Annotated in this window: 20 protein-coding genes; 14 read left to right on the forward strand and 6 right to left on the reverse strand. The window is 44.0% G+C overall.

Annotation, left to right across the window (positions count from 1 at the left end; genetic code table 11):
* The first annotated feature begins 12 nt into the window (after window positions 1-12).
* Window positions 13-1,041: a sugar kinase gene (locus tag B3L97_RS05460; protein WP_286847528.1), complete on the forward strand. Its 1,029-nt coding sequence runs from the start codon at window positions 13-15 to the stop codon at window positions 1,039-1,041.
* Window positions 1,042-1,062: 21 nt separating this feature from the next.
* Window positions 1,063-2,214 (forward strand): galactonate dehydratase, encoded by a 1,152-nt coding sequence (dgoD, locus tag B3L97_RS05465; protein WP_286934507.1) that lies wholly within the window; start codon window positions 1,063-1,065, stop codon window positions 2,212-2,214.
* A gap of 227 nt (window positions 2,215-2,441) precedes the next feature.
* Here dgoD and B3L97_RS05470 read toward each other — a convergent pair whose 3' ends face one another.
* The 5 genes from B3L97_RS05470 to B3L97_RS05490 form a co-directional block, all read right to left on the reverse strand.
* Complete coding sequence (locus tag B3L97_RS05470) at window positions 2,442-3,236, reverse strand: MetQ/NlpA family ABC transporter substrate-binding protein (protein WP_024821524.1); 795 nt, start codon at window positions 3,234-3,236, stop codon at window positions 2,442-2,444.
* Window positions 3,237-3,294: 58 nt separating this feature from the next.
* Window positions 3,295-3,957: a methionine ABC transporter permease gene (locus B3L97_RS05475; RefSeq protein ID WP_024821525.1), complete on the reverse strand. Its 663-nt coding sequence runs from the start codon at window positions 3,955-3,957 to the stop codon at window positions 3,295-3,297.
* The gene (locus B3L97_RS05480) at window positions 3,950-4,963 is read right to left on the reverse strand and encodes a methionine ABC transporter ATP-binding protein (RefSeq protein ID WP_024821526.1); all 1,014 of its coding nucleotides are present in this window, start codon (window positions 4,961-4,963) and stop codon (window positions 3,950-3,952) included. The genes B3L97_RS05475 and B3L97_RS05480 overlap by 8 nt, the downstream gene beginning before the upstream one ends.
* A 379-nt stretch (window positions 4,964-5,342) precedes the next feature.
* Window positions 5,343-6,302 carry a bifunctional 4-hydroxy-2-oxoglutarate aldolase/2-dehydro-3-deoxy-phosphogluconate aldolase gene (locus B3L97_RS05485; RefSeq protein WP_286847525.1) on the reverse strand — a complete coding sequence of 320 codons (960 nt, stop codon included), beginning with the start codon at window positions 6,300-6,302 and terminating at the stop codon, window positions 5,343-5,345.
* A gap of 92 nt (window positions 6,303-6,394) precedes the next feature.
* Window positions 6,395-7,489, reverse strand: coding sequence for an Ldh family oxidoreductase (locus tag B3L97_RS05490; protein ID WP_024821528.1), 1,095 nt, complete (start codon window positions 7,487-7,489; stop codon window positions 6,395-6,397).
* Between the two features lie 481 nt (window positions 7,490-7,970).
* Here B3L97_RS05490 and B3L97_RS05495 point away from each other — a divergent pair, with 481 nt between their 5' ends.
* The 12 genes from B3L97_RS05495 to B3L97_RS05550 all read left to right on the forward strand — a co-directional run bounded on the left by B3L97_RS05495 (window position 7,971) and on the right by B3L97_RS05550 (window position 20,635).
* Window positions 7,971-8,942 (forward strand): GntR family transcriptional regulator, encoded by a 972-nt coding sequence (locus B3L97_RS05495; protein WP_024821529.1) that lies wholly within the window; start codon window positions 7,971-7,973, stop codon window positions 8,940-8,942.
* Window positions 8,943-8,954: 12 nt separating this feature from the next.
* Window positions 8,955-10,055 (forward strand): butyrate kinase, encoded by a 1,101-nt coding sequence (gene buk / locus B3L97_RS05500; RefSeq protein ID WP_024821530.1) that lies wholly within the window; start codon window positions 8,955-8,957, stop codon window positions 10,053-10,055.
* Window positions 10,052-10,948: a phosphate acyltransferase gene (locus tag B3L97_RS05505; protein WP_024821531.1), complete on the forward strand. Its 897-nt coding sequence runs from the start codon at window positions 10,052-10,054 to the stop codon at window positions 10,946-10,948. The genes buk and B3L97_RS05505 overlap by 4 nt, the downstream gene beginning before the upstream one ends.
* 44 nt (window positions 10,949-10,992) lie before the next feature.
* A complete protein-coding gene (locus tag B3L97_RS05510; protein ID WP_211235515.1) occupies window positions 10,993-12,243 on the forward strand; it encodes a LeuA family protein in 1,251 nt (416 codons plus the stop codon).
* 135 nt (window positions 12,244-12,378) lie between these two features.
* Window positions 12,379-13,491 (forward strand): ABC transporter substrate-binding protein, encoded by a 1,113-nt coding sequence (locus tag B3L97_RS05515; protein ID WP_034326186.1) that lies wholly within the window; start codon window positions 12,379-12,381, stop codon window positions 13,489-13,491.
* A 130-nt stretch (window positions 13,492-13,621) separates the two neighbouring features.
* Window positions 13,622-14,518 (forward strand): branched-chain amino acid ABC transporter permease, encoded by an 897-nt coding sequence (locus B3L97_RS05520; protein WP_024821533.1) that lies wholly within the window; start codon window positions 13,622-13,624, stop codon window positions 14,516-14,518.
* Between the two features lie 17 nt (window positions 14,519-14,535).
* Window positions 14,536-15,528: a branched-chain amino acid ABC transporter permease gene (locus B3L97_RS05525; protein ID WP_024821534.1), complete on the forward strand. Its 993-nt coding sequence runs from the start codon at window positions 14,536-14,538 to the stop codon at window positions 15,526-15,528.
* A complete protein-coding gene (locus B3L97_RS05530) occupies window positions 15,525-16,295 on the forward strand; it encodes an ABC transporter ATP-binding protein (protein WP_024821535.1) in 771 nt (256 codons plus the stop codon). The genes B3L97_RS05525 and B3L97_RS05530 overlap by 4 nt, the downstream gene beginning before the upstream one ends.
* A complete protein-coding gene (locus tag B3L97_RS05535; protein WP_024821536.1) occupies window positions 16,292-17,011 on the forward strand; it encodes an ABC transporter ATP-binding protein in 720 nt (239 codons plus the stop codon). Before B3L97_RS05530 ends, B3L97_RS05535 begins: the two co-directional genes overlap by 4 nt.
* An 11-nt stretch (window positions 17,012-17,022) precedes the next feature.
* Entirely contained in the window at window positions 17,023-18,294 is a 1,272-nt protein-coding gene (locus tag B3L97_RS05540; protein WP_286934508.1) for a lactate racemase domain-containing protein, read from the forward strand.
* 15 nt (window positions 18,295-18,309) lie between these two features.
* Entirely contained in the window at window positions 18,310-19,455 is a 1,146-nt protein-coding gene (locus B3L97_RS05545) for a TIM barrel protein (RefSeq protein ID WP_024821538.1), read from the forward strand.
* Window position 19,456: 1 nt separating this feature from the next.
* On the forward strand, window positions 19,457-20,635 hold the full coding sequence (locus tag B3L97_RS05550) for a UxaA family hydrolase (RefSeq protein ID WP_024821539.1): 1,179 nt from the start codon (window positions 19,457-19,459) through the stop codon (window positions 20,633-20,635).
* Between the two features lie 207 nt (window positions 20,636-20,842).
* Here B3L97_RS05550 and B3L97_RS05555 read toward each other — a convergent pair whose 3' ends face one another.
* Window positions 20,843-20,995, reverse strand: coding sequence for a hypothetical protein (locus tag B3L97_RS05555; RefSeq protein ID WP_156923317.1), 153 nt, complete (start codon window positions 20,993-20,995; stop codon window positions 20,843-20,845).
* Window positions 20,996-21,001 lie beyond the last annotated feature (6 nt).

A 21,001-nucleotide genomic window follows, 5' to 3' on the forward strand; every position in this document is an offset into this window, starting at 1 on the left:
GAATGGTTTGTTATGGCGAAGTTTATTACATTTGGTGAAATTATGCTGCGGCTCACCCCGCCAGATCACGAAAAAATTTTACAGACGCCTCGCTTTGTTGCCACCTTTGGTGGTGCGGAGGCTAATGTAGCTGTGGCTCTTTCAAATTACGGAGAGGATGCGGCTTTTGTTACAGCTGTCCCAAAGAATCCTCTTGGAGATGGAGTGATGCATGAACTTCGCAGCTTCGGAGTGGACACTCGTTTTATACGTAGAAGCGGGGAAAGACTTGGGCTTTATTTTACGGAGACGGGGTCGTGTATGAGACCTTCAAAGGTTATTTATGATCGTTCTCATTCTGCCATTGCAGAGGTGAAACCTGGAGATTTTGATTGGGATGAGATTCTTGAAGAAGCTGCATGGTTTCACGTAACAGGCATTACTCCTGCTATTGCTGAGGGGACAGCAGCAGTAACCCTTGAAGCGCTGAAAAAATGCAAGGAGAAGGGAATTACTGTTTCTTGCGACTTGAACTATCGAAAAAAACTTTGGAAGTGGGGCAAGAAACCCCTTGAAGTTATGCCCGAACTTATGAAATATGTAGACGTGGTTATTGCCAATGAAGAGGATTGCCAGAAATGCCTGGGGATAGAGGCAGATATTGATGTAACTTCTGGCTCTCTTGATGTAGCTACATATAGAGCGTTGAGCCAGAAAATGCTCACCCTCTTCCCTGGAGTGAAATATTTAGCGGTGAGTCTTCGTGAAAGTATAAGCGCTGATTGGAATAATTGGTCGGCTCTTTTAGCTGAGCGCGGGGAAGTGTATGTAAGCCGCAAATATGAGATTCGCCACATTGTAGATCGTATTGGAGGAGGAGACTCTTTTGGTTCCGGCCTTATCTATGGCTTGAACCACTTTGATACGCCTCAGGAAGCTCTGGAGTTTGCTGTAGCGGCATCAGCATTAAAGCATACGATCTATGGCGATTTCAATCGCGTTTCTGTTGATGATGTTATGACTCTCGCCGGCGGAGATGCTAGCGGCCGTGTTCAGCGTTAGAGACTGTAAAGGAATCTCATTATGAGCCATATAGCGAAGTTCGAGCTCTTTAAAGTTCCTCCGCGTTGGCTTTTTCTTAAGATAACGACAGATGATGGCGTGACAGGCTGGGGCGAACCAGTAGTGGAAGGTCGAGCTTCTACTGTAGCTGCCGCCGTTCGTGAAATGGAAGAGTATCTTATTGGTCGCGATCCTACAGAGATAGAAGATATTTGGCAAGTTCTTTATCGTGGCGGATTCTATCGGGGCGGTCCTATTCTTATGAGCGCTATTTCTGGTATTGAGCAAGCGCTGTGGGATATTACCGGGAAAATATATGGTCTTCCCGTTCATAAGATACTTGGTGGGGCTGTTCGTCAAAAGGTACGAGTTTATTCTTGGATAGGAGGAGATCGTCCTTCAGATGTGGCAGCTCAAGCCCGAGAACGATATCAGGCTGGGATGACGGCTATAAAAATGAACGCCACAGAAGAGATGGGATGGATCGATAGTTATAAAAAGGTGGAAGAGGTTTTAGCCAGAGTTCAGGCCATACGAGATGTCCTTGGCTATAAAATTGATATAGCCCTTGATTTTCACGGCCGTGTCCATAAAGCCATGGCCAGGGTGCTTATGAAAGAACTGGAGCCCTATCATCTCATGTTTGTGGAAGAACCAGTGCTTATCGAGAACCGTGAAGCATTGATAGAGCTCCGCCGCCATGCTTCTATGCCTATAGCTACGGGGGAACGTAATTTCGGTCGGTGGGATTTCAAAACGCTGCTTGCCGATGGCGCCGTAGATATTATTCAACCCGATGTAAGCCATGCTGGCGGAATTCTGGAAGTAAAGAAAATCGCCGCTATGGCAGAGGCTTATGATGTAGCAGTAGCCCCTCATTGCCCTTTAGGACCTATTGCTCTGGCAGCGTGTCTGCAAGTGGATTATTGTACTCCTAATGCTTTTATTCAGGAGCAAAGCCTCAACATTCACTATAACGTAGGAGCGGATCTTCTTGACTATCTGGAGAATCCGCAGCTTTTCGATTATAAGGATGGTTTTGTAGGGGTATTAACAGAGCCTGGATTGGGTATTTCTATTGATGAGGATGTGGTGCGACAGCGCTCAGATGAAAGGTTGTGCTGGAAGAATCCGGTATGGAGAATGGAAGATGGTTCCATTGCTGAGTGGTAATGTGAGCATCAGTGGCACTCTCCTCTCGATTCCCTCGCTCTTCTTGTCAAAAAGGACGGGTGTTGAGTAGCAAGCCAGGTTATGTGTAAATTCAGCCTCATACTTTCGAGTTCTTAAGTTAAGTAGCTACGAGGATCAAACGTGAATGCTTTTGCTAGAGATACGAAAAGGGGGTTGCCTTTTAAAGGCAACCCCCTTTTTTAGTCTGCCACTCTGTGAAAAAGTTTTTAGAAGGCAGGAACGACTCCACCGTTATATTTAGAGAGTATGAAGTCTTTGACTTTATCTGACTTTAAATGCTTTAAAAGTATTTGAAATTTGGGGTTATCTTTATCTTTTTCCCGAACGGCAATAATATTGGCGTAAGGGGATTCTGATCCTTCAAGAAGTATTGCGTCTTCCGTTGGTTTAAATCCAGCTTCTATGGCATAGTTCCCATTGATAACAGCACCGTCCACATCTGGAAGAATTCGAGGTAATTGGGCTGCTTCGATAGGTTTGAATTTAAGTTTCCTGGGGTTTTCCACTACATCTCGTTCTGTAGCCTCTAGTCCTGCTTTGTCAGAGAGGGTGATAAGACCGTTGGCTTGAAGAAGAAGAAGGGCACGACCACCGTTAACACTGTCGCTTGGAATAGCTATAAGGGCCCCTTCTTTCAGTTCATCAACAGTCTTTATTTTTTGAGAGTAGAGACCGAGGGGTTCTACGTGGATACCGCCTAAAGAGGCCAATTTAGTGCCGTGACTTCCATTGAAATTTTCGAGGTAGGGGAAATGCTGGAAAAAATTGGCATCAATCTCTCCGTCATCTAGAGAGAGGTTCGGTTTTACGTAATCAGTAAATTCAATGATTTCGAGAGTAACATTTTCTTGTGCCAGATCGTCTTTAATGACCTGCAATATTTCTGCATGGGGTACTGGAGAAGCTCCGATTTTAATAATTTCTTGAGCCAAGCTTGCAGAAGGTACTAAGGATATACAAAATAACGCAAAAATAGTAATAAAACGTGCTGATCTCTTCATTTTCAAACCTCCATTTTAAGAATAGTTACTTCTGGTACTTCTTATGCTTTTTTATCCCCTAGCGGTTCCTTGATAGATATAGAGCGGTTCTATTCCCCGCAGCTTGAACTATCTGCACAAATAATATGATGACAACTACTGCGGCTATAAGTACGTCTGTTTGAAAGCGGTGGAAGCCGTAACGAATAGCTAGATCTCCCAAACCGCCACCTCCGATGGCTCCTGCCATGGCTGAATAGCCAACAATGTTAATAATGGTAAGGGTCTCTCCCAACACAAGACCGGGCAGGGCTTCAGGTATCATGACCTTGAACACAATGTCTTTGGGGCTTGTCCCCATGGCTACAGCAGCTTCAATAAGTCCTTTGTCCACCTCCTTTAAAGAGCTTTCTACCACTCGTCCTACGAAGGGAGCGGCTCCGATAGAAAGCGGAACAATTGATGCTGTTGTTCCAATAGTTGTTCCCACAATCAATCGGGATAGAGGAAACAAAACAATCATGAGGATAATGAAGGGAAACGATCGACATACGTTTACGATCCCATTCAAAACCCCATAAAGCGGTTCATTTTCGAGAAGCCCCCCTTTTTCTGTAACTACAAGAGCTATCCCCAACGGGAATCCGAGGAGCGTAGCAAAAAAAGTAGAGAATAAAACCATATACAAGGTTTCTAACGTAGGTGTAGCAAGTAAGTTAAGGAGCGAAATCCATTTATCCATTCCAAATCACATCCACTTCCACATTTTGTGCTCGTATGTAGGAAAGGGCAGAGTTTATCTGCTCGGGGTTGCCGGCAAGTTGAACTGTTAAATTACCAATACGACTACTATGAAGATGGTCGATTTCGCCGGCAAGTATGTTAATTTCTGCGCCGCTTTTTTTTATAGCTTGAGAAATTACAGGTTTTTCAGCCATATGACCGTTAAAAGAGAAGGTAACAATGGGGCACCCAGCCTCTCTTGGAAACTTCTCGTGGGAATATGTGGTGCGAGGTAAATGAGAAAGAAACTCTCGGGCTGTTGCCGATTGAGGCCGCATAAAAACGTCTTTAACAGGGCCTATTTCCACAACTTCCCCTTTTTCAAGCACTGCTACGCGATGGCATATCTGACGAATAACTCCCATCTCATGAGTTACCAAGACAATCGTAATTCCCATTTTGCTGTTAATCTCTTCAAGGAGAGAGAGGATAGACTGAGTTGTTTTGGGATCAAGGGCGCTTGTGGCCTCATCGCAAAGAAGTACCCGAGGGTTATTGGCTAAAGCCCGTGCGATGGCAACTCGTTGTTTTTGCCCGCCACTTAACTGAGAGGGGTAGCTTTGGGCCTTGTCTGTAAGGCCTACTAGCTCGAGCATTTCATATACTCTCTTTTCCATAGATTGGCGAGACCATTTCCCTATTTCAAGGGGGAAGGCTACATTTTGAAAAACGGTCCGAGAGGTGAGGAGGTTAAAATGCTGAAAAATCATGCCAATATGTTTGCGAAGAGCTCGTAGTTCCGATGTGGAAAGAGAGGTAATATCTGTTTCATCGATAAAAATTTTACCGCTAGATGGATCTTCCAGGCGATTAAGAGTTCGGAGAAGAGTTGATTTCCCGGCCCCGCTTAACCCTATAATTCCAAAAATTTCTCCAGACTTGATCTCAAAACTAATATTATTTAGGGCTTTAAACTCGCCATTTTCAGAAATAAAACTTTTTCCTAAGTTCTGTATGTTGATCATCGCTTTTCACCTGCCTTTAAAATTTTAAGAAATTTAAGCCATAAAAAAGGCCGGACCTTCACAATGAAGGCCCGGCCTGATTTATGGTCAACAAACAGCGCTAAACTGCGCCGACCACACCAGGAGGGCCGCCGCACATGCACATCATCATGCTATTCATAGCTATTACCATGATTATATTCATGCTATTCCCTCCTTATTTCTTAAAGGTGTGATGCGCAAATTGTGGCATATGATATATGAAATATGGTGCTGTGTCAACCTCAAGGGTCACCGAATACCTCCAAATGACAATGTGCCACCCCATGTTTTTCCAAGATGTGAGAATAACGATTAGATTACTCTATGAGTTAGCGCTTAAAAACAACAAGAATTTTTCTTATTTCTCTACCAGATGGAGGGCAAATCCAGATATTTGTTTGTCCAGGTAGATTGCTTTAAGTTTGCCATCCTTCCTTTTTGCCGTTTCTGGAAGGGTATGAATGCCTTGTCGTTCAAGATATGCGATTGCACGTTCTATAAAGTTTGTGCTAATAGCTATATGCCCTTTTTCACCGAGATATGGTTCTTTCATAAATTCAAAGCTCGTTCCAGAAAAAATGGAGCTGTTGCCATTTTTTACAGGGAAGTGGAACATCTGTTCGAAAGTTGACGCTTCCTTGAGGGCTTTTTCTTCGCTGATCTCATTAATCCCTATGTGGGCAAGAGAAAAGTTCAGCATGGACAAAACAGTCTGTTGTACTAACTTTGCAATTTCAGTAAAGGCGCCAGCAGCTAGAAGGTCGCTTTTTACCATCCAACTACCACCACAAGCGTGGACAGAGGGAAGAGACAGATAGCTATTGAAGTTTTCAGCATTGACTCCACCTGTAGGAATAAACTTTACACCTTTATAAGGGCCGGACAGGGCCTTGATCATCGCTACCCCTCCAGATGCTTCTGCAGGGAAAAACTTAAGTATAGATACGCCTCGTTCTAAACCCATTTCTATTTGCGAGGGAGAATTGACTCCAGGCGTAATTGGAATTTCATGCTCTATGCAGTAGTCTACCACTTCAGGATTAAAGCCAGGAGAAACGATGAAGGCTGCCCCTGCACCTACCGCTTTTTTTACCTGCTCTACAGAAAGAACAGTGCCAGCTCCTACAAGGAGTTTAGGCAAGTCGCTTGAGAGCCTTCGAATTGATTCTTCTGCAGCGTCAGTTCGAAATGTAACTTCAGCTACAGGAAGTCCTCCTTGGAGTAACGCTTCTCCAAGGGGCACAGCCTTTTCCGGGCTGTCTATTTTAATAACAGGGACAAGGCCGCATAGCCCAATATGTTCGAGCACTTTATTCATTGCTTACGTCACTTCTTTCTTTATCAGGTTCAATCGAGGGCATGATCCCCTTCTCAAGGGTGCGTACTCCAGAGAAGAGGATCCCCTTGTTTTTATCGTTGGGTAACAGGCGTAAGCTTGTACTCTTTGGCAAAATCTTCAAGCATGGCAAATGTAGCATCGTCAAGCTCTACACCTTCCTGAAGAGAGGTGCGCCGTCGTGCCGCTTCTTTTTGTCCGTGAGTATAAATTTGTTTTTCTCCAGGGAGAGGGGTGCTGTTCCGAAGAGCTCTTAGAATGTCTCCCACGTAGGTTTTGATGGGCTCGGGATCTCCGAAGAGATCAAGACGGAAAGCCGAGAAGAAGTGTCCAACATTGGCATCGGGCTTTATGAAAATGTCTCGGGTCCAACTTCCCATAGAGAGGGGCGCACAAAGCAGTTCTACCAGAAGTCCGAGGCCATATCCCTTATGCCCGCCCATTTCTTCTGTGGAGCCACCTAAATATATCTGCCCACCTAAAGGGGTGGCTGGATCAGCGAGAAGTTTGTTTGCTTCCTTGGCGCAGGTGATAGGTCGTCCTTCTTCATCAAGAATCCATCCCTCTGGGAGGTCTTTATTTCTATGTTTATAGACTGATATCTTCCCTCGGGCTGCAGTAGTGGTAGCCATATCTAGAAGGAATGGGTCTTCTTCATCAGATGGAATTGCAACTGCGATGGGGTTTGTGCCAAGCATACGCTGCCGTCCGAGAGCAGGTACCGAGCAACGGATGGTGTTTGTAAAAGCTCCTCCTACAAAACCTTCTTTTGCGGCTTGTTCTGCCCAAAGACCGGCCATGCCGAAGTGATTGGAATTACGAACGGCTACGTAACAAGTTCCATTTTTACGAGTTTTTTCGAGACATATATCCATGGCAAATTTGGAAATATGAGAGCCTATACCGTAATGACCGTCAATAACAGCGGAAATAGGAGTCTCGTGAACAACTTCTGGTTGGGCTTCAGGGTGTACGTGGCCGCTCCCTAACTCGTTCCTGTAGACTTTCAGGCGGGTTACACCGTGAGAAGGAACACCTCGTGCGTCGGCTTCGGTCAAAACTTTTGCGGTAATTTCTGCCTTGTTTCGGGGATATCCTATCTTTTCTAATACATCGGCAGAAAAACTACGTAGGGCTTCATACCCTACACGTTGAAATGTAGAAGACATTTTAAGCCACCTCTCCTTCTTATTTTATAAAATTCATTAATGTAAAGCTCCTTTTTCTAAAACTTCTGAGGACATAACACATGTATATAAAGGGAGAAAGAGAAAGAAGTCAAGGTTTTTTATCCGTTTAACGGACCGCTGGTTCGCATATTGGATAAATATTCTTTGTAATCAAAGATTTCTAGGGATTCCAATGTATTAAAAAATATTTTTGCTGGATTTCCCTTTTTCATTCTTAAATAGCGCAACAAGTGATGAATGATGCATTTCCATTCTATGAATGGAGAAATAGGACGCAACTGTCTCTAAAAAGAGACAGTTGCTATGTGTTATTACAACCAACATTTTCCGGAAATGCTGGTTTATGCTGGTATTTTACCATATATTTACTTTGTGAAGAGATGTTGTTTTTTAACTGTCATAGTGGTATGATACAGCGTGCCAAAAAATGATTGACCTTTTATAAAAGGGCGGGGATAGAGTGAATTTATTATTAGATACAACGAGTGACATCCCGTTAAATCAGCAGATTAAAGTTCAATTAAGATATTTGATTTTAAGTGGAGAGTTGTCTCCTGGTATGCAAATTCCCAGTGTAAGAGAGCTCGCTGCTTTTTTGAAAACGAATAGGAATACGGTCGCAAAGGCTTATAGGGAGTTGGAAGAAGAGGGGTATCTTGATATTCGTCAAGCTGCAGGTACTTATGTGGCTCAAAACCTTGATATACCTCCTCGTAAAGAGACGAAAGAGTTTGTATCCGTCTTAAAAAAAGCAATGCAGCAAGCATCAGAGTTGGGTTTTAGTTCTGAAGAGTTCGTGAATATGGCCCAAATGCTTATGCTGAAAGAGAAAAATAGCGGGTCTAATGTAAAAGCTCTTTTTGTAGAATGTAATCCCTTTGCCCTTGAACAATATGTAAAAGATTTAACAAATGCTCTCGCCATTACGGTGGAAGGGGTCTTGCTAGACAGCCTGGTAGAAAAACGAGTTGAAGAGAGTTTTTTGGATTCTTTTGATGTGATCATTACTACGGCTGGACACTACCCGGAAGTGAAGAGAGTTTTAGGCAGTCGCCAGAACATTTATGGCATCAACCTCGGCCCATATTTGAAGGTGGTGGAACAACTTCTGGAATGCCCTAAAGATATGAGGATCGGCGTGATATGTATGTCTCCTCGTGGTGGGAGTGAAGGTTTGAAGTCATCTCTTCTGAATCTGGGCATTAAGGGAGATCTTATTACCGAAGGGTACTCTAGTGATGATGATATTAGACGGGTTGCGGCTGTCTCAGATATTCTTGTCGTCTCTAAATTTGCGCTTATGCATAAGAAAGATGTCTTTGAAAGGATGGGGAAGCGAGTTATTGAATATGAGAATGTGCTTTCCGAGTCCTCTATAGAGATTTTACGAAAGATTATAGAAAAGATCGTAAGTCATAAGAGTTGGGCTTAAGGAGGTCTGTTCATGCGTGCCATCCATATTGATCGAGATACGAAGAAACTCATAGCTGTGCTTAATCCTGGTTCTACGTCAACAAAGGTGGCACTGTATTCTGATAGGGAATGTCTTTTGGAGCGTTCAGTTTCTCATTCCCCAGAAGAATTGGCAGCAGATGTCTTTGCTCAAGTACGTGTAAGACGACAGGTTGTAGAGGAGCTATTTGCAGAGGTAGGGGTGTCAGCTAAGGATATATCTGCAGTAGCAGCAAGAGGTGGTCGGCTTCGCCCTATCCCCTCAGGGGTTTATAGGATGAATGGCCAAATGATAGAGGATAGTCTTAATGGGACATCGGGGAAACATGCTTCTGCGCTAGCGGTACTTATAGGGAAAGAGCTTGCTGCAGCTTCTAAATGTCCTGTTTTTGTAGTAGATCCGGTTTCGGTGGATGAATTTTTGCCAGAGTCCCGGCTTTCTGGACTGAAAGATATAGAACGTAAGTCTTTAGGGCATGCTTTAAATAGCAAGGAAGTTGCCTTCCGTGCAGCCTGTGACCTTGGGAAATCTTATGAGGATGTAAACCTGGTTGTGGCTCATCTAGGCGGTGGAACTACTGTTAGCGCACATAAAAAAGGCCAGATGATCGATCTTGTGAATGATTTTGAAGGAAGTTTTACTCCAGAACGGGCAGGAGGCCTTCCCACTCTGGAGCTAGTAAATCTCTGCTTCTCTGGTAAATATACGAAAGAGCAAGTAATGCGAAAGATAGAAGGAGAGGGAGGCTTTTATTCCTACCTTGGAACAAAAGATATGCAAGAAGTAGAAAGACGGATCGAAGAGGGAGATTCTCAAAGCGCATTAGTAATGAATGCTTACCTCTTGCAACTGTCAAAAACAATTGGGAGCCTTATGGCGGTTCTTTCCTTCTCTGTGGATGCTCTTTGTGTTACTGGAGGAATTGCACATTCCTTGAAAGTTACTTCCTTTTTAAAAGAAACTTTTTTGCCTGTCGCTCCAGTGTACATCTACCCAGGAAGCTTTGAGGTAGATACTCTGGCCAGGCGTGTATTAGGGGTGCTCAACGGTCAAGAGAGTCCCAGAATCTACCCAGGAGGCGAAGAAGAGTGAAAAGTTTTTTAGAATTAGAGAATGCTCTCCAAGAAAAATCAAATCTTGGAAAGATAACGTTCGCTGTCCCATGTCCCTATGAAGAAAGCATTTTAGTAGCTCTTTCCGAAGGAACGAGGAAGGGCTTTTGTAAGGGTGTCCTTGTAGGGGATTGTAAGAAAATAGAAGAAACAGCAAAAAAATCTAATATTGAGCTGACTCCTTTCGAAATAGTAGAAGAGAAAGAGGATGCTGTAGCTATCGAGCGCTCTTGTGAGCTCTTAGAGGATGACGCTGTATCTTGTTTGATGAAAGGTCTTGTTCATACAGGGGCTTTCCTTAAGGGAATTTTGCAACGAAAAAATCTTTTGACAAGTTCTTTGCTTACTCACGTAGCTGTATATGAAATTCCCGATCGCGATCTCCTCTTCGTTTCTGACCCCAGTATTATGGTTCAACCCACTATCGAACAGAAAAAAATCATTATTTTAAATGCCCTGCATGTTATGAGACAAATTGGCATATCCCATCGTCGAGTGGCGGTTTTGTCTAGTGTAGAGGCTCCCGCTCCTGCGGTTCCCTCTTCGGTAGAAGCTTTTGAGATTGTTCGTGATCTTCGCCCTTCCCTGTCACAGGAAGAATATATAGAAGGCCCTTTAGCATTAGATAATGCTTTCTCCCTTGAAGCTGCCGCTTTAAAAGGTCTGTCTGGTCCTGTTGCAGGGAAGGCGAATTTGTTTATTGTCCCTTCTCTTGATGCGGGTAATATCTTTTGCAAGGGGTTGACATATATCGGTAATTTCCCATCGGCGGGAATTGTGGCTGGCACTCGAAAGCCCGTAGTTCTGACTTCTCGCTCAGCTGGAAAGGAAGAGCGATACCACTCAATGCTTCTTGCTTGTTTAATGGCTTAACTTTAAACAATACGACTTTTTTACAGAATGAAGGAGGAATGTACATGAAGCTACTGGAAAATATGCCTATGGAGGGAGCACCATACTTTAGCGATGAAAAATGGGTTTCTCCCATGAATTTCATGCCTGAAGTAAAAGGAAAAGAGACTTCTGAATCTGTTTATATCCATGATGTAACCCTTCGCGATGGAGAACAGACGTGTGGCTTGAACTGGACTGAAGACGAGCGAGTGGACATTGCAGTTGCCCTTAATGACCTTGGCGTAAAAAGCATTGAGGTGGGAATGCCCATCATTTCTGACGATATTGGCCGAGCCATTGCCCGTCTGGTAAAGATGAACTTGAAGGCTGAGCTTATTCCTTTCTGCAGAGCTCGTCGTGATGATATTGAGAGTGCTGCTAAGACAGGTGTTGAAAAAGTCATTATAGAACACGCTGTTAATCCTTATACAGACTATTATGCCTATCACGTGGATACGGAAAAACTCATCGATCGTATCGTCAGTAATATTGAGTATGCAAAATCCCTTGGCTTGAAAGTTACCTTTATGGGATGGGATGTAACCCGTGGCACTCTTGAGTACGCCAAGAAAATCTATAAGGCCGTAGTCGATGCGGTACATCCTGAAGCAGTAGTTTTTACAGATAGCTTTGGTGTGGCCACTCCTCATGCCGTTTATCGCGCCGTTCGTGAGCTTAAAGAAGAACTGAAGATTCCCGTAGAGTTCCACGTGCACAACGAGTTCGGCATGGCCATGGGGTCTGTTATGGCTGCTGCCTATGCCGGTGTTTCGGGCATTCATTCTTCTATTAATGCTTTAGGCGAACGAACAGGAAACGTAGCTACAGAAGAGGTTGCGGCAGCTTTAGAACTGTTGCTGAACATCCATACAGGTATCGACCTGAAGAAAATAGACAGCATTACCAAGATGGTAGAGAAAATAACACAGATTCCTATTCACAGAAATAAGCCTATAACAGGTACGCGCCTATTCTGGATGGAGTCTGGAGTTGTTGTACAGGCGAAAACTCGTCTGGAAGAAGCAGGGATTCAGGCAGCTATGTTCCCTTATCTACCAAGTGTGGTCGGCCGTGAAGAGGCAAATATCGTTATAGGTGGATCTAGCGGAAAGGATAGCATATCTCTGTTCCTTGATAAGCTTGCCCTTCCTTACGAGGAAGATGATCTTCAGCCTTTAACTGATCGAGTGAAAGCTCTTGGTCGGGAAAAAAGAGACGTAGTTTCCGAAGAAGAGTTTAAACGCTTGTACGAGGAGTATAAAAACGAGAAGTAACAAAAGGGGGGACGTCAAAAAAGAGAAACTGTCGTAACCCAATTCATAAGCATTACGTGTCATAGGTTGCAATATTGGGAGAAACAAAGAAGAACTCTGTAGGACTTGATCTTTACAAAGGAGGATCAACATACGATGAAACGCAGTGTACGGTTAATCGCAGCTCTTTTACTTGTTTTCTGCCTTTCTGGATCTGCCCTTGCTGCAGATACAATTCGGATAGCCCTTGTGGCTCCTTTTACGGGTCTGGGTTCCATCCTGGGAGATTTTATTAAAAAGGGTGCTCAGCTAGCTGTTGACGAAATCAACGCCAAAGGCGGCATTGATGGGAAACAGATCGAGATGCTTGTGTACGATGACCAGGCTAACCCCAGCACCGCTATGAACGTTGTGCGGAAGGTCATTAATGACGATGTGGTAGCTATTTTCGGGCCCAATATGAGTAGTGCTGTTCTCGGTGTCCACTCACTTGCGAAACAGTCCAAAATACCCATGTTGGTAGCCGCCACATCGCCAAACTTGGATTATAGCAAAACTAAAAACGATTATCTATTCCGCTTGAGAGCAAACGACGACGCAAGAGTTTCAGCCATTGTGAAGTACGTTGTTGAGAAGCTTGATGTGAAAAAACCCGGAATTATTTACGGTACCACTGACTATTGTACAGCAGCTTTGGCAGTAGCAGAAAGAGAGTTTAAGAAATATGGCATCGAAGTTGTGGCAAAAGAGCAGATGAAAGAAGGAGACAAAGACGCTACAGGTCAGCTTCTTAAGCTGAAGAACTCCGGATTCGATTGTCTCGTTGGCTTTACACATGAGCCAGAAGCAGCCATCTGCATCACTCAGGCTCGGCAGCTCCAGCTTGACGTACCTCTTATTGGTTTCTCTGCTTGGAGTGCTCCTGTCGTAAAGGATCTTGCCGGAGACGCTATGGTTGGCGTATATGCTGCTATGGGCTTTGACGAGAATGATCCTTCCCAGGCAGTCCAGAATTTCGTGAAAAATTATAGCGCAAAGTGGGATAACGAATCTCCTACAGATCCTGGTCAGGCTTATTATGATGGTATCTATCTCTTTGCAAAAGTTGTTGAAGCAGCAAAGAGCACTGATGGCCCGGCTTTGATCAAAGCTCTGAACGAAGTTCAGATTGATGGCGTACAGGGCATGATGAAGTGTGACGAGAATCATAACTTCACTAACTATACATTTATAGCACGTTATAACGGATCTATCTGGGAAAAACAATAGATTTTTGAGGCTGCTACATTAACAGCACCTCTTTGAATCGAAGTTAAATACGTGCCGAGAGCCGTTGCTGACTCTCGAAGAGGGGCAGCAACGGCATTTATTTCTTTAAAGTTATAGTGGAGGGAAACTTATGAACCTGAGCGATGTGGTTCAAAACTTAGTTAGCGGCATGTCCATAGGTTGTACATACGGACTCATAGGTTTGGGAGTTGTATTCCTGTGGCAGAGTATTGAACGGATTAACTTTGCGAATATTAGCTCAGCTATGTTGAGCGCCTATCTTTTTTATACGTTCTACTCAAGTTTAAAGTTGGGATTCGTACTATCCTTTGTCTTTTCAATAGCCCTTCTGGCTCTATACGGCTTGATGTTGCGTTATCTTATTTATGAACCCATCATCCGTCGAGGTGGAGCTAGAATGGAGTTTGTTGTGGCGACCTTGATGGTGTGTACTTTCTGGTTGACAGTCATCATTGTCATTTATGGGGGATTGCCCAAGCCATTCCCGCCAGTTTTCGGGTCTTCTGCGGATTTGGTTGAGGTCGGTAGCGTTCGTTTGCCGAAGTTCTATTTCTATATTTTTGCCGTGGTTCTTTTCCTGATGGCTTTCCTTCACTTCCTATTGAGAAAAACTTTAGTGGGGAAAATTTTCAGAGCTACTGCTCAGAACGGAACTGCCGCCCAACTCATGGGAGTTAACGTCAATCTTTCGAGATCTCTAGCATTTATGCTTTCTACCATGGTTGTTGGTATTGCCGGGATTCTTCTGGCTCCAGTCTATTTCGTTTCCCTGGAGTTGGGAGGCGGGAGCATTGGTGTTAAAGGTTTTGCCTCGGCAGTTATGGGAGGATTGATGGATCCCTATGGCACCCTTTTAGGTGGAGTTGTTTTGGGCATTATAGAAAACTTCTCAACCCTGTTTATCTCTTCAACGTACAAAGATGTCATCTCTTTCTGTATCCTCGTTCTTGTTCTCATAGTAAGGCCCAGTGGAGTCTTTAACTGGACTGGTAACAGGGATAAGTAGGGGAGGAGGCGTAGAATATGAAACTTTCACGTAAATTTTTTATTATAATAGGGGTATTGTTGCTCCTTAGCTATCCCATGGTAGAGACGAAAGATTTTAGGGTTTTCCTTACGAATAGGGCGCTGCTTCACGCTATTCTTGTTTCGGGGCTTGTTTTCCTAACAGGATTTGCTGGGCAGATATCCTTGGGACAAGCGGGTTTTTATGCTATCGGTGCTTATGGGACGGCTCTTTTGACAACTCGCCTGGGTCTCCCTATCCCCGTAGGTATTGTTGGCGGTATCTTACTCAGCCTTGCGGCGGGACTGATTTTGAGTATTCCTTCTTTCTCGTTGAAAGCCTTCTTTTTGTCTCTTGTCACTATTTCTTTTGGGCAAGTTGTGTGGATGCTCGTTCTGAATGCGATTCCTCTTACAGGCGGGCCTGGCGGCTTGTTCGGTATTCCTCAGTTCCATATAGGCGAACATTTCTTTGATAACAGAGCCTATTACTATGTGTTCCTTGCCATTCTCTGTATTTCTATTCTTTTAATGTACCGTATAAAACACTCTTATATAGGTCGAGCCATGTTTGCCATTAATGACGACGAAGTGGCAGCAGAGTCTTGTGGCATCAGTTCGAAGAAGGCAAAGATTTTTGCTTTTGGTTTTGCTTCCTCTCTGGCAGGTTTGGCTGGAGCTCTCTATGCTCACTTTGCCGGCTTCCTCAGCCCGGAGCCTTTTACATTCGGAGAGTCTTCGAACTTTGTTGCTATGGCGGTAGTAGGCGGGCTAAAACACATGGGCGGTGGAATTATTGGCGGCGTAGGTCTTACATTTCTTCCTGAGCTTCTTAAGTTCAAAGGGTGGGAAACCTACTATATGCTTTTCACTTCCTTAATAGCGATTTTGTTCGTTGTTTTGCTTCCTACAGGCCTTGGCCCCTATTTTTCGAAACTTTTCAATAAGATTTTTGGCAGCAAGAACGATATGACGCAGACCTTGCATCATGTAAGGGGGCTGAACCGATGAGCATCCTTTTAGAAACTCAAAAAATGACAAAAGCCTTTGGCGGTGTATTGGCCAATAATGAAGTAGATATAAAGATTACAAAAGGGGCGGTAACAGCCCTTATAGGTCCTAACGGGTCAGGAAAAACAACATTTATTAACCAGGTATCAGGAGCTATGAAGCCTACGTCAGGCAGTATCCTTTTGGAAGGACAAGATATTACGAAGCTTGAGGGATTCCAGTACGCTCGCCGTGGAATAGCGAGAACCTTCCAGCGTATAAACCTTTTTAACAGCCTTTCTGTAGTAGAAAATGTGCTGACGGCCCGACGAAAATTTTTTGGATCATCGCTTTTTGATATTTTCTTTGCTACACCTCGGCTTAAAAAAGAGGAGAAGGAACAGTTTGACTATTCCATGGAACTTCTCAAGCTTCTAGGTCTTGAGAAGGAAGCTTTCGAGCGCCCGACCTCTCTGCCTTATGGGAAGCGGAGAGCTTTGGAAATTGCCAGGGCGCTGGCATTGGAACCCAAACTGCTCCTCCTTGACGAACCAGCAGCAGGTATGACGAAAGATGAGTTCAAAGATATTATGCAGATCATGCTCCTTCTTAAAAAGAAGGGAATCACCATGTTGCTTGTGGAACATACTATGGAGTTTATCAGAGAAGTGTCTGATTGGGTGTATGTTCTTAATTTCGGCCAAGTTATTTGCGAAGGGAAATTCGAAGATGTGGAGAAAGATCCTGATGTTGTCGCTGCATATCTGGGTGGGGAGGATATGGAATGAGTCTCTTATCGATCGAAAACCTCTCAGTAACATATAACGGAATTTATGCTCTCCGAAACGTAAATATTCGAATAGAAGAGGGAGAAGTCGTTTCGGTTCTTGGTCCTAACGGGGCTGGAAAATCTACATTACTGCGCACTATTTCCGGCTTGGTTCGACCTGAAGAAGGTGGGGATATTCTCTTTAGGGGACAGTCTATTCTAGGGTTGCAGCCTCATAAAGTTGCGAAGGCAGGTATAGCCCATGTCCCTGAAGGACGACAGGTTTTTCCTGAGCTCAGTGTCCAAGAGAACTTAGAAGTGGCGTCAGCTCTGTTGAAACCAGCGTCTAAAAGGGCTTCGGAAATTGAACAGGTTTACGAGCTCTTCCCCGAACTCGGACGTCGTAAAAAGCAGTTTGCCGGAACCATGAGTGGTGGAGAGCAGCAGATGCTGGCTATTGGTCGAGCCATGGTTTCTGGGAATGAGTTGATCATGGTAGACGAGCCTTCCATGGGACTGGCACCTGTTGTTGTTATTCGTATCTTTAAGACGTTGAAAGAGATTATGGAAAAAAGAAAACTTACACTTTTGCTGGTAGAGCAGAATGCCAAGCTTTCTCTTCCTCTCAGTGACAGAATTTATATCTTGTCTCAAGGCGCTATTACTCTTGAAGGCAGTGCAGAAGAGCTTAAAAATCAGGATACGATCCAAAATATGTACTTCGCAAAGAAGTGAGGTGGAGAAAAATGGAGCAACGCTACTCTTTAACCTATACCAAAGATAAAGAGTTGTCTTTTACTCTTCCAGAGGACGTTGTAGTGCAGCAGATGAAAAGTCGCAGCGGGGTGATTGCCAAAAGCCCGGAGGCTATTTGTCGAGCTGTCAGCAGTGCTCTGAATGCTCCATGCGGTAAATCTCTAGAAGAAGTTTTGGAAGAAAAAGGAGCTCCATTACTCTTAATTGTAGATGATCATACTCGTAGTACGCCTGTAAAAGAAGTTTTAGATGTTCTTGTTCCTCGTCTAGAACAGTGTGGTCTAAAAGACTCTGATATAAGCATTATTACGGCCAATGGAACACATAGAGAAATGATTCCGGAGGAAGTTGATGGGAAGTTAGGGGAGTACGGAAAACGTTTTAAGGTATATCAACATAACTGTTACGCCTCAGAGTCTTTAGAAAGTTATGGAGATCTTGATGGTATTCCTGTACTTTTGAACAAACACCTCAAAGAAGCTAGGACCATTCTTGCTGTAGGTTCTACAGTTCCTCATCGCTTTTGTGGATGGTCTGGTGGTGGAAAGATTATTACCCCAGGGCTGAGTGGGTATGAAACTATATTCCAGACACACTGCCGAGCCCTTCTTCGTGAGCAGATTGCGCCAGGCATGTATCCGAACTGGTTCCGCACTTTTATAGACGAAGTGGGACGAAGAGCTGGCTTAAGCTTTGTTGTGAATTTTGTTTCGGGAGCGGAGGGGTATTACGGAGTAGTGGCAGGAACTCCTGATAGTACTCTTATGGAAGGGATACGTATTGGCATGGAATACTCCTGCCAGGAGTTTGACGAACGATTCGACGTAGCTATTATCTCTTCTTACCCAGCTAGTCAAGATTTGTGGCAAAGCGGGAAAGGGTTTTATATTGGAGAGCATTTGGTGCCTGACGGGGGAGTAATTATTCTGGCTTCTCCTCTGATCGATGGTACAGGTGATCATCCAGAGTTTGCATCAGCTCTCCGTATGTCTGTGAAAGAGATAGAAAGTCTTCTCGCAGGTAGAAAAGTATCAGATCCTTTGGGGGTATCAGCTTCTTGTGCTATTCGAAAAATTATGGAAACAAAGACCCTCGTACTTGTCACAGATAACTGCCACGTGAAGAAGGAAGTGGAGGAGATTTCTGGTATTCCTGTCTGTTCTTCCATCGGTGATGCTCTTCAGTTGGTACAATCCAAAAAGATGCGTCGAGTGGCTCTTGTTCAGGATTTGTACGTGTTACCTCTGGAACGTAAAAAGTAAAAATGGGGTGAAGCTATGCGTTTTGCGTTTATGATTATTACTCCAGACGTTCAGGGAAGTCAGGTTACAGGAGTTCGGGGTCCTTTTGAAGACCTTTTCCCGAGGTTAAAGGAGTTAGGGTACCAGGGTGTAGAGGTGATGTTAAAAAATCCTTTCAATGTGGATTTTGATCAGATTTATAGCCTCTCTAAAAAATATGATTTGCCTGTCTGCTCTTTATGTACTGGAGAAATGTACGGAGAAGACAAAATCTCTTTGGGAGACCCTGATCTTGCAGTAAGACGAGAAGCCCTTAAGCGATTCAAGGCTTTAGTGGAGGCGGCAGCTCTTCTGAATACGCATGTGAGTATAGGAAGAGCGCGGGGGCGATTTGTTGATGGGGTTCCCAAAGAAGATACTCTGAGGTGGGTTCAAGATGGGCTTAGGGACGTTGCGGAACTGAACAGGGATGTTCACCTTTTGCTAGAACCTATTAACCGGTACTATGAAAATTTCATTATATCTACTCAGGATGGCGTGGATTTCGTTAAAGACCTGAATGTTGTCAACGTTCGTCTTATGCTCGATTATATGCATCTTGTTATAGAGGAAGAGAACGCAACAGAGAGCGTTGCTCTTGCAGCTCCGTATCTGGATCATGTTCATGTGTGTGATTCTGATAGGAAACCTTTAGGTCAAGGGAATCTGGATCTTGCTCCGTTTTTTGCGGCGTTGATGAAGGTCGGCTATAAAGGCTATATATCATCTGAAGCCTTTCCTTCAGACGATGAAGAGAGAGATCTTCGAGAGACAATAGATGAAATGAACCGTTTTTCTCGGGAAGGTTGTAGCCTTCTTGGAGAGGAAAAAGAGTGCAGCGAATCTCAAAAAAAAGAAATGCCGAACGCCATTCTTATCGACAAGAAAGACAATGTACTAACTACTTTTCGCGAGATTCAAGAGGGAGAGGTTCTCGTCGCTCGAGACTTTGACGGAACGCTGGTTGCTGAAGAAAAGATACCGAAAGGGTTTAAAGTCGCCATAACTGCTATTCCTAAGGGTGCAACTGTTTATAAGTATGGAAAAACTATCGGGACAGCTACATCTGATATTGGTGCTGGAGCCATGGTTCATGTTCACAATATCCGTAGTCACCGTGGGAAGGAATCGAAGGTGGATTAGCATGGGAGATAAAAATAAAACCCTAAAGGGATATATGCGAAAAAATGGGACGGTGGGTATTCGTAACCATATTCTTGTTCTCCCTCTCGTTGTTTGTGCCAATTCGGTAGTTGAGGAGATGGGAAGAAGATATCCTGATGCTATCACTGTTCCCCATCCATACGGCTGTACTTTCGATCCATCAAGCAATAAGGAGATCACAGACATTTTTGTAGGATTAGGCAGAAATCCTAACTTCGGTGCCGTCCTTCTTGTCAGTTTAGGGTGCGAAACCATCAAACTGCATGAGGTATACGAAGGCATTCGTCTTTCTGGGAAACCAGTAGGAGTTGTTTCAATCCAGAAAGAAGGGGGCACAGGCCGAGCTATTGAGAAAGCTGATGCTATAGTGCGAGAGTTTATGGCCCTTCTTGAAAAAGACGTGAAGGTAGATGTTCCTCTATCCTCCCTTATTGTTGGGACAGAATGTGGTGCTTCCGATAGTTATTCAGGTCTTTCTGCTAATCCAGTTGTAGGGCATGCTTGTGATCACTTTGTAGATAGTGGCGCAACAGTTTTTCTTACAGAAGTTACAGAATTCCTTGGCGCTGAAGATATATTGGCCCAGCGATGTGTCTCTGCAAAAGTGGCGGAGAACCTTATGGAGTATGTTCGCGAGACAGAGGGTTTTATGGCTCAAGTTGGTCATAGCGAAATAGCAGATATAGCTCCTGGCAATATTGCAGGAGGTCTGAGCACTCTGGAAGAAAAATCTTTGGGATGTATTCGAAAAGGTGGAACGCGCCCCATACAGGAAGTTGTTCCTCACGGTGGATGCCCTAGAGGAAGAGGCCTTGTCGTGATGGATGCACCAGGTCACGACGTAGAATCTATGGTTGCTATGGCAGCCGGAGGAGCGAATCTCATATTCTTTACCACTGGCCGGGGAACTCCTACTGGATGTCCTGGTGTCCCGGTTATTAAAGTTTCGAGTAATACAACTACCTACAATAATATGCGAGATAACATAGATTTCAACGCTGGCCCTGTTATTGATGCAGGGAAAAGCATTTCCGAGCTTGGCAATGATCTTTTCAACCTAGCTGTAGCTGTAGCTAATGGGACTCAAACGTGTTCAGAGAGATGGCGTTGCCGGGAATTTGCCATTAGGAGAAAGGGCGTTAAAGCCTATATTCTTTAGCTTTCAATGGCTTGTCACGTGATTTATATGAATATTTTTCGTATATAAAGATTTTACCTCCGAAACACCTCACAGCACAAAGCGGGGACCTATAGTAATAGGGTCCCCGCTCTCTCTTATTTTTTTCTTAGACAAGAGCTATAATTTGCAATAAATAAAAATGAATATTTTTTTATTCTAAAAAGGATAACTGTTTCTTTCCCTTTGTTATTTGAAATAAGGCTTGGCGAGACGACGCTCGACCATCATTCGTAAGAGGAGAGTATCGCTCCAATCCCGGCCAGGATGGGTATATTTATCGATGGCAATAACAAAAAGTAAGGACAAAACAATAACACAGAAGACTATAAGAAACTGCATGAGGAG

The organism is Aminobacterium sp. UBA4834 (genome assembly GCF_002400205.1).
Taxonomy (GTDB): Bacteria; Synergistota; Synergistia; order Synergistales; family Aminobacteriaceae; genus Aminobacterium; species Aminobacterium mobile.

Bases quoted from the DNA above. Each gene is read 5' to 3' on its own strand.
- B3L97_RS05460 (WP_286847528.1), top strand. From the start codon at position 13: ATGGCGAAGTTTATTACATTTGGTGAAATTATGCTGCGGCTCACCCCG.
- dgoD (WP_286934507.1), top strand. From the start codon at position 1,063: ATGAGCCATATAGCGAAGTTCGAGCTCTTTAAAGTTCCTCCGCGTTGG.
- B3L97_RS05470 (WP_024821524.1), bottom strand. From the start codon at position 3,236: ATGAAGAGATCAGCACGTTTTATTACTATTTTTGCGTTATTTTGTATA.
- B3L97_RS05475 (WP_024821525.1), bottom strand. From the start codon at position 3,957: ATGGATAAATGGATTTCGCTCCTTAACTTACTTGCTACACCTACGTTA.
- B3L97_RS05480 (WP_024821526.1), bottom strand. From the start codon at position 4,963: ATGATCAACATACAGAACTTAGGAAAAAGTTTTATTTCTGAAAATGGC.
- B3L97_RS05485 (WP_286847525.1), bottom strand. From the start codon at position 6,302: ATGAATAAAGTGCTCGAACATATTGGGCTATGCGGCCTTGTCCCTGTT.
- B3L97_RS05490 (WP_024821528.1), bottom strand. From the start codon at position 7,489: ATGTCTTCTACATTTCAACGTGTAGGGTATGAAGCCCTACGTAGTTTT.
- buk (WP_024821530.1), top strand. From the start codon at position 8,955: ATGCGTGCCATCCATATTGATCGAGATACGAAGAAACTCATAGCTGTG.
- B3L97_RS05510 (WP_211235515.1), top strand. From the start codon at position 10,993: ATGAAGCTACTGGAAAATATGCCTATGGAGGGAGCACCATACTTTAGC.
- B3L97_RS05515 (WP_034326186.1), top strand. From the start codon at position 12,379: ATGAAACGCAGTGTACGGTTAATCGCAGCTCTTTTACTTGTTTTCTGC.
- B3L97_RS05520 (WP_024821533.1), top strand. From the start codon at position 13,622: ATGAACCTGAGCGATGTGGTTCAAAACTTAGTTAGCGGCATGTCCATA.
- B3L97_RS05525 (WP_024821534.1), top strand. From the start codon at position 14,536: ATGAAACTTTCACGTAAATTTTTTATTATAATAGGGGTATTGTTGCTC.
- B3L97_RS05530 (WP_024821535.1), top strand. From the start codon at position 15,525: ATGAGCATCCTTTTAGAAACTCAAAAAATGACAAAAGCCTTTGGCGGT.
- B3L97_RS05535 (WP_024821536.1), top strand. From the start codon at position 16,292: ATGAGTCTCTTATCGATCGAAAACCTCTCAGTAACATATAACGGAATT.
- B3L97_RS05540 (WP_286934508.1), top strand. From the start codon at position 17,023: ATGGAGCAACGCTACTCTTTAACCTATACCAAAGATAAAGAGTTGTCT.
- B3L97_RS05545 (WP_024821538.1), top strand. From the start codon at position 18,310: ATGCGTTTTGCGTTTATGATTATTACTCCAGACGTTCAGGGAAGTCAG.
- B3L97_RS05550 (WP_024821539.1), top strand. From the start codon at position 19,457: ATGGGAGATAAAAATAAAACCCTAAAGGGATATATGCGAAAAAATGGG.
- B3L97_RS05555 (WP_156923317.1), bottom strand. From the start codon at position 20,995: ATGCAGTTTCTTATAGTCTTCTGTGTTATTGTTTTGTCCTTACTTTTT.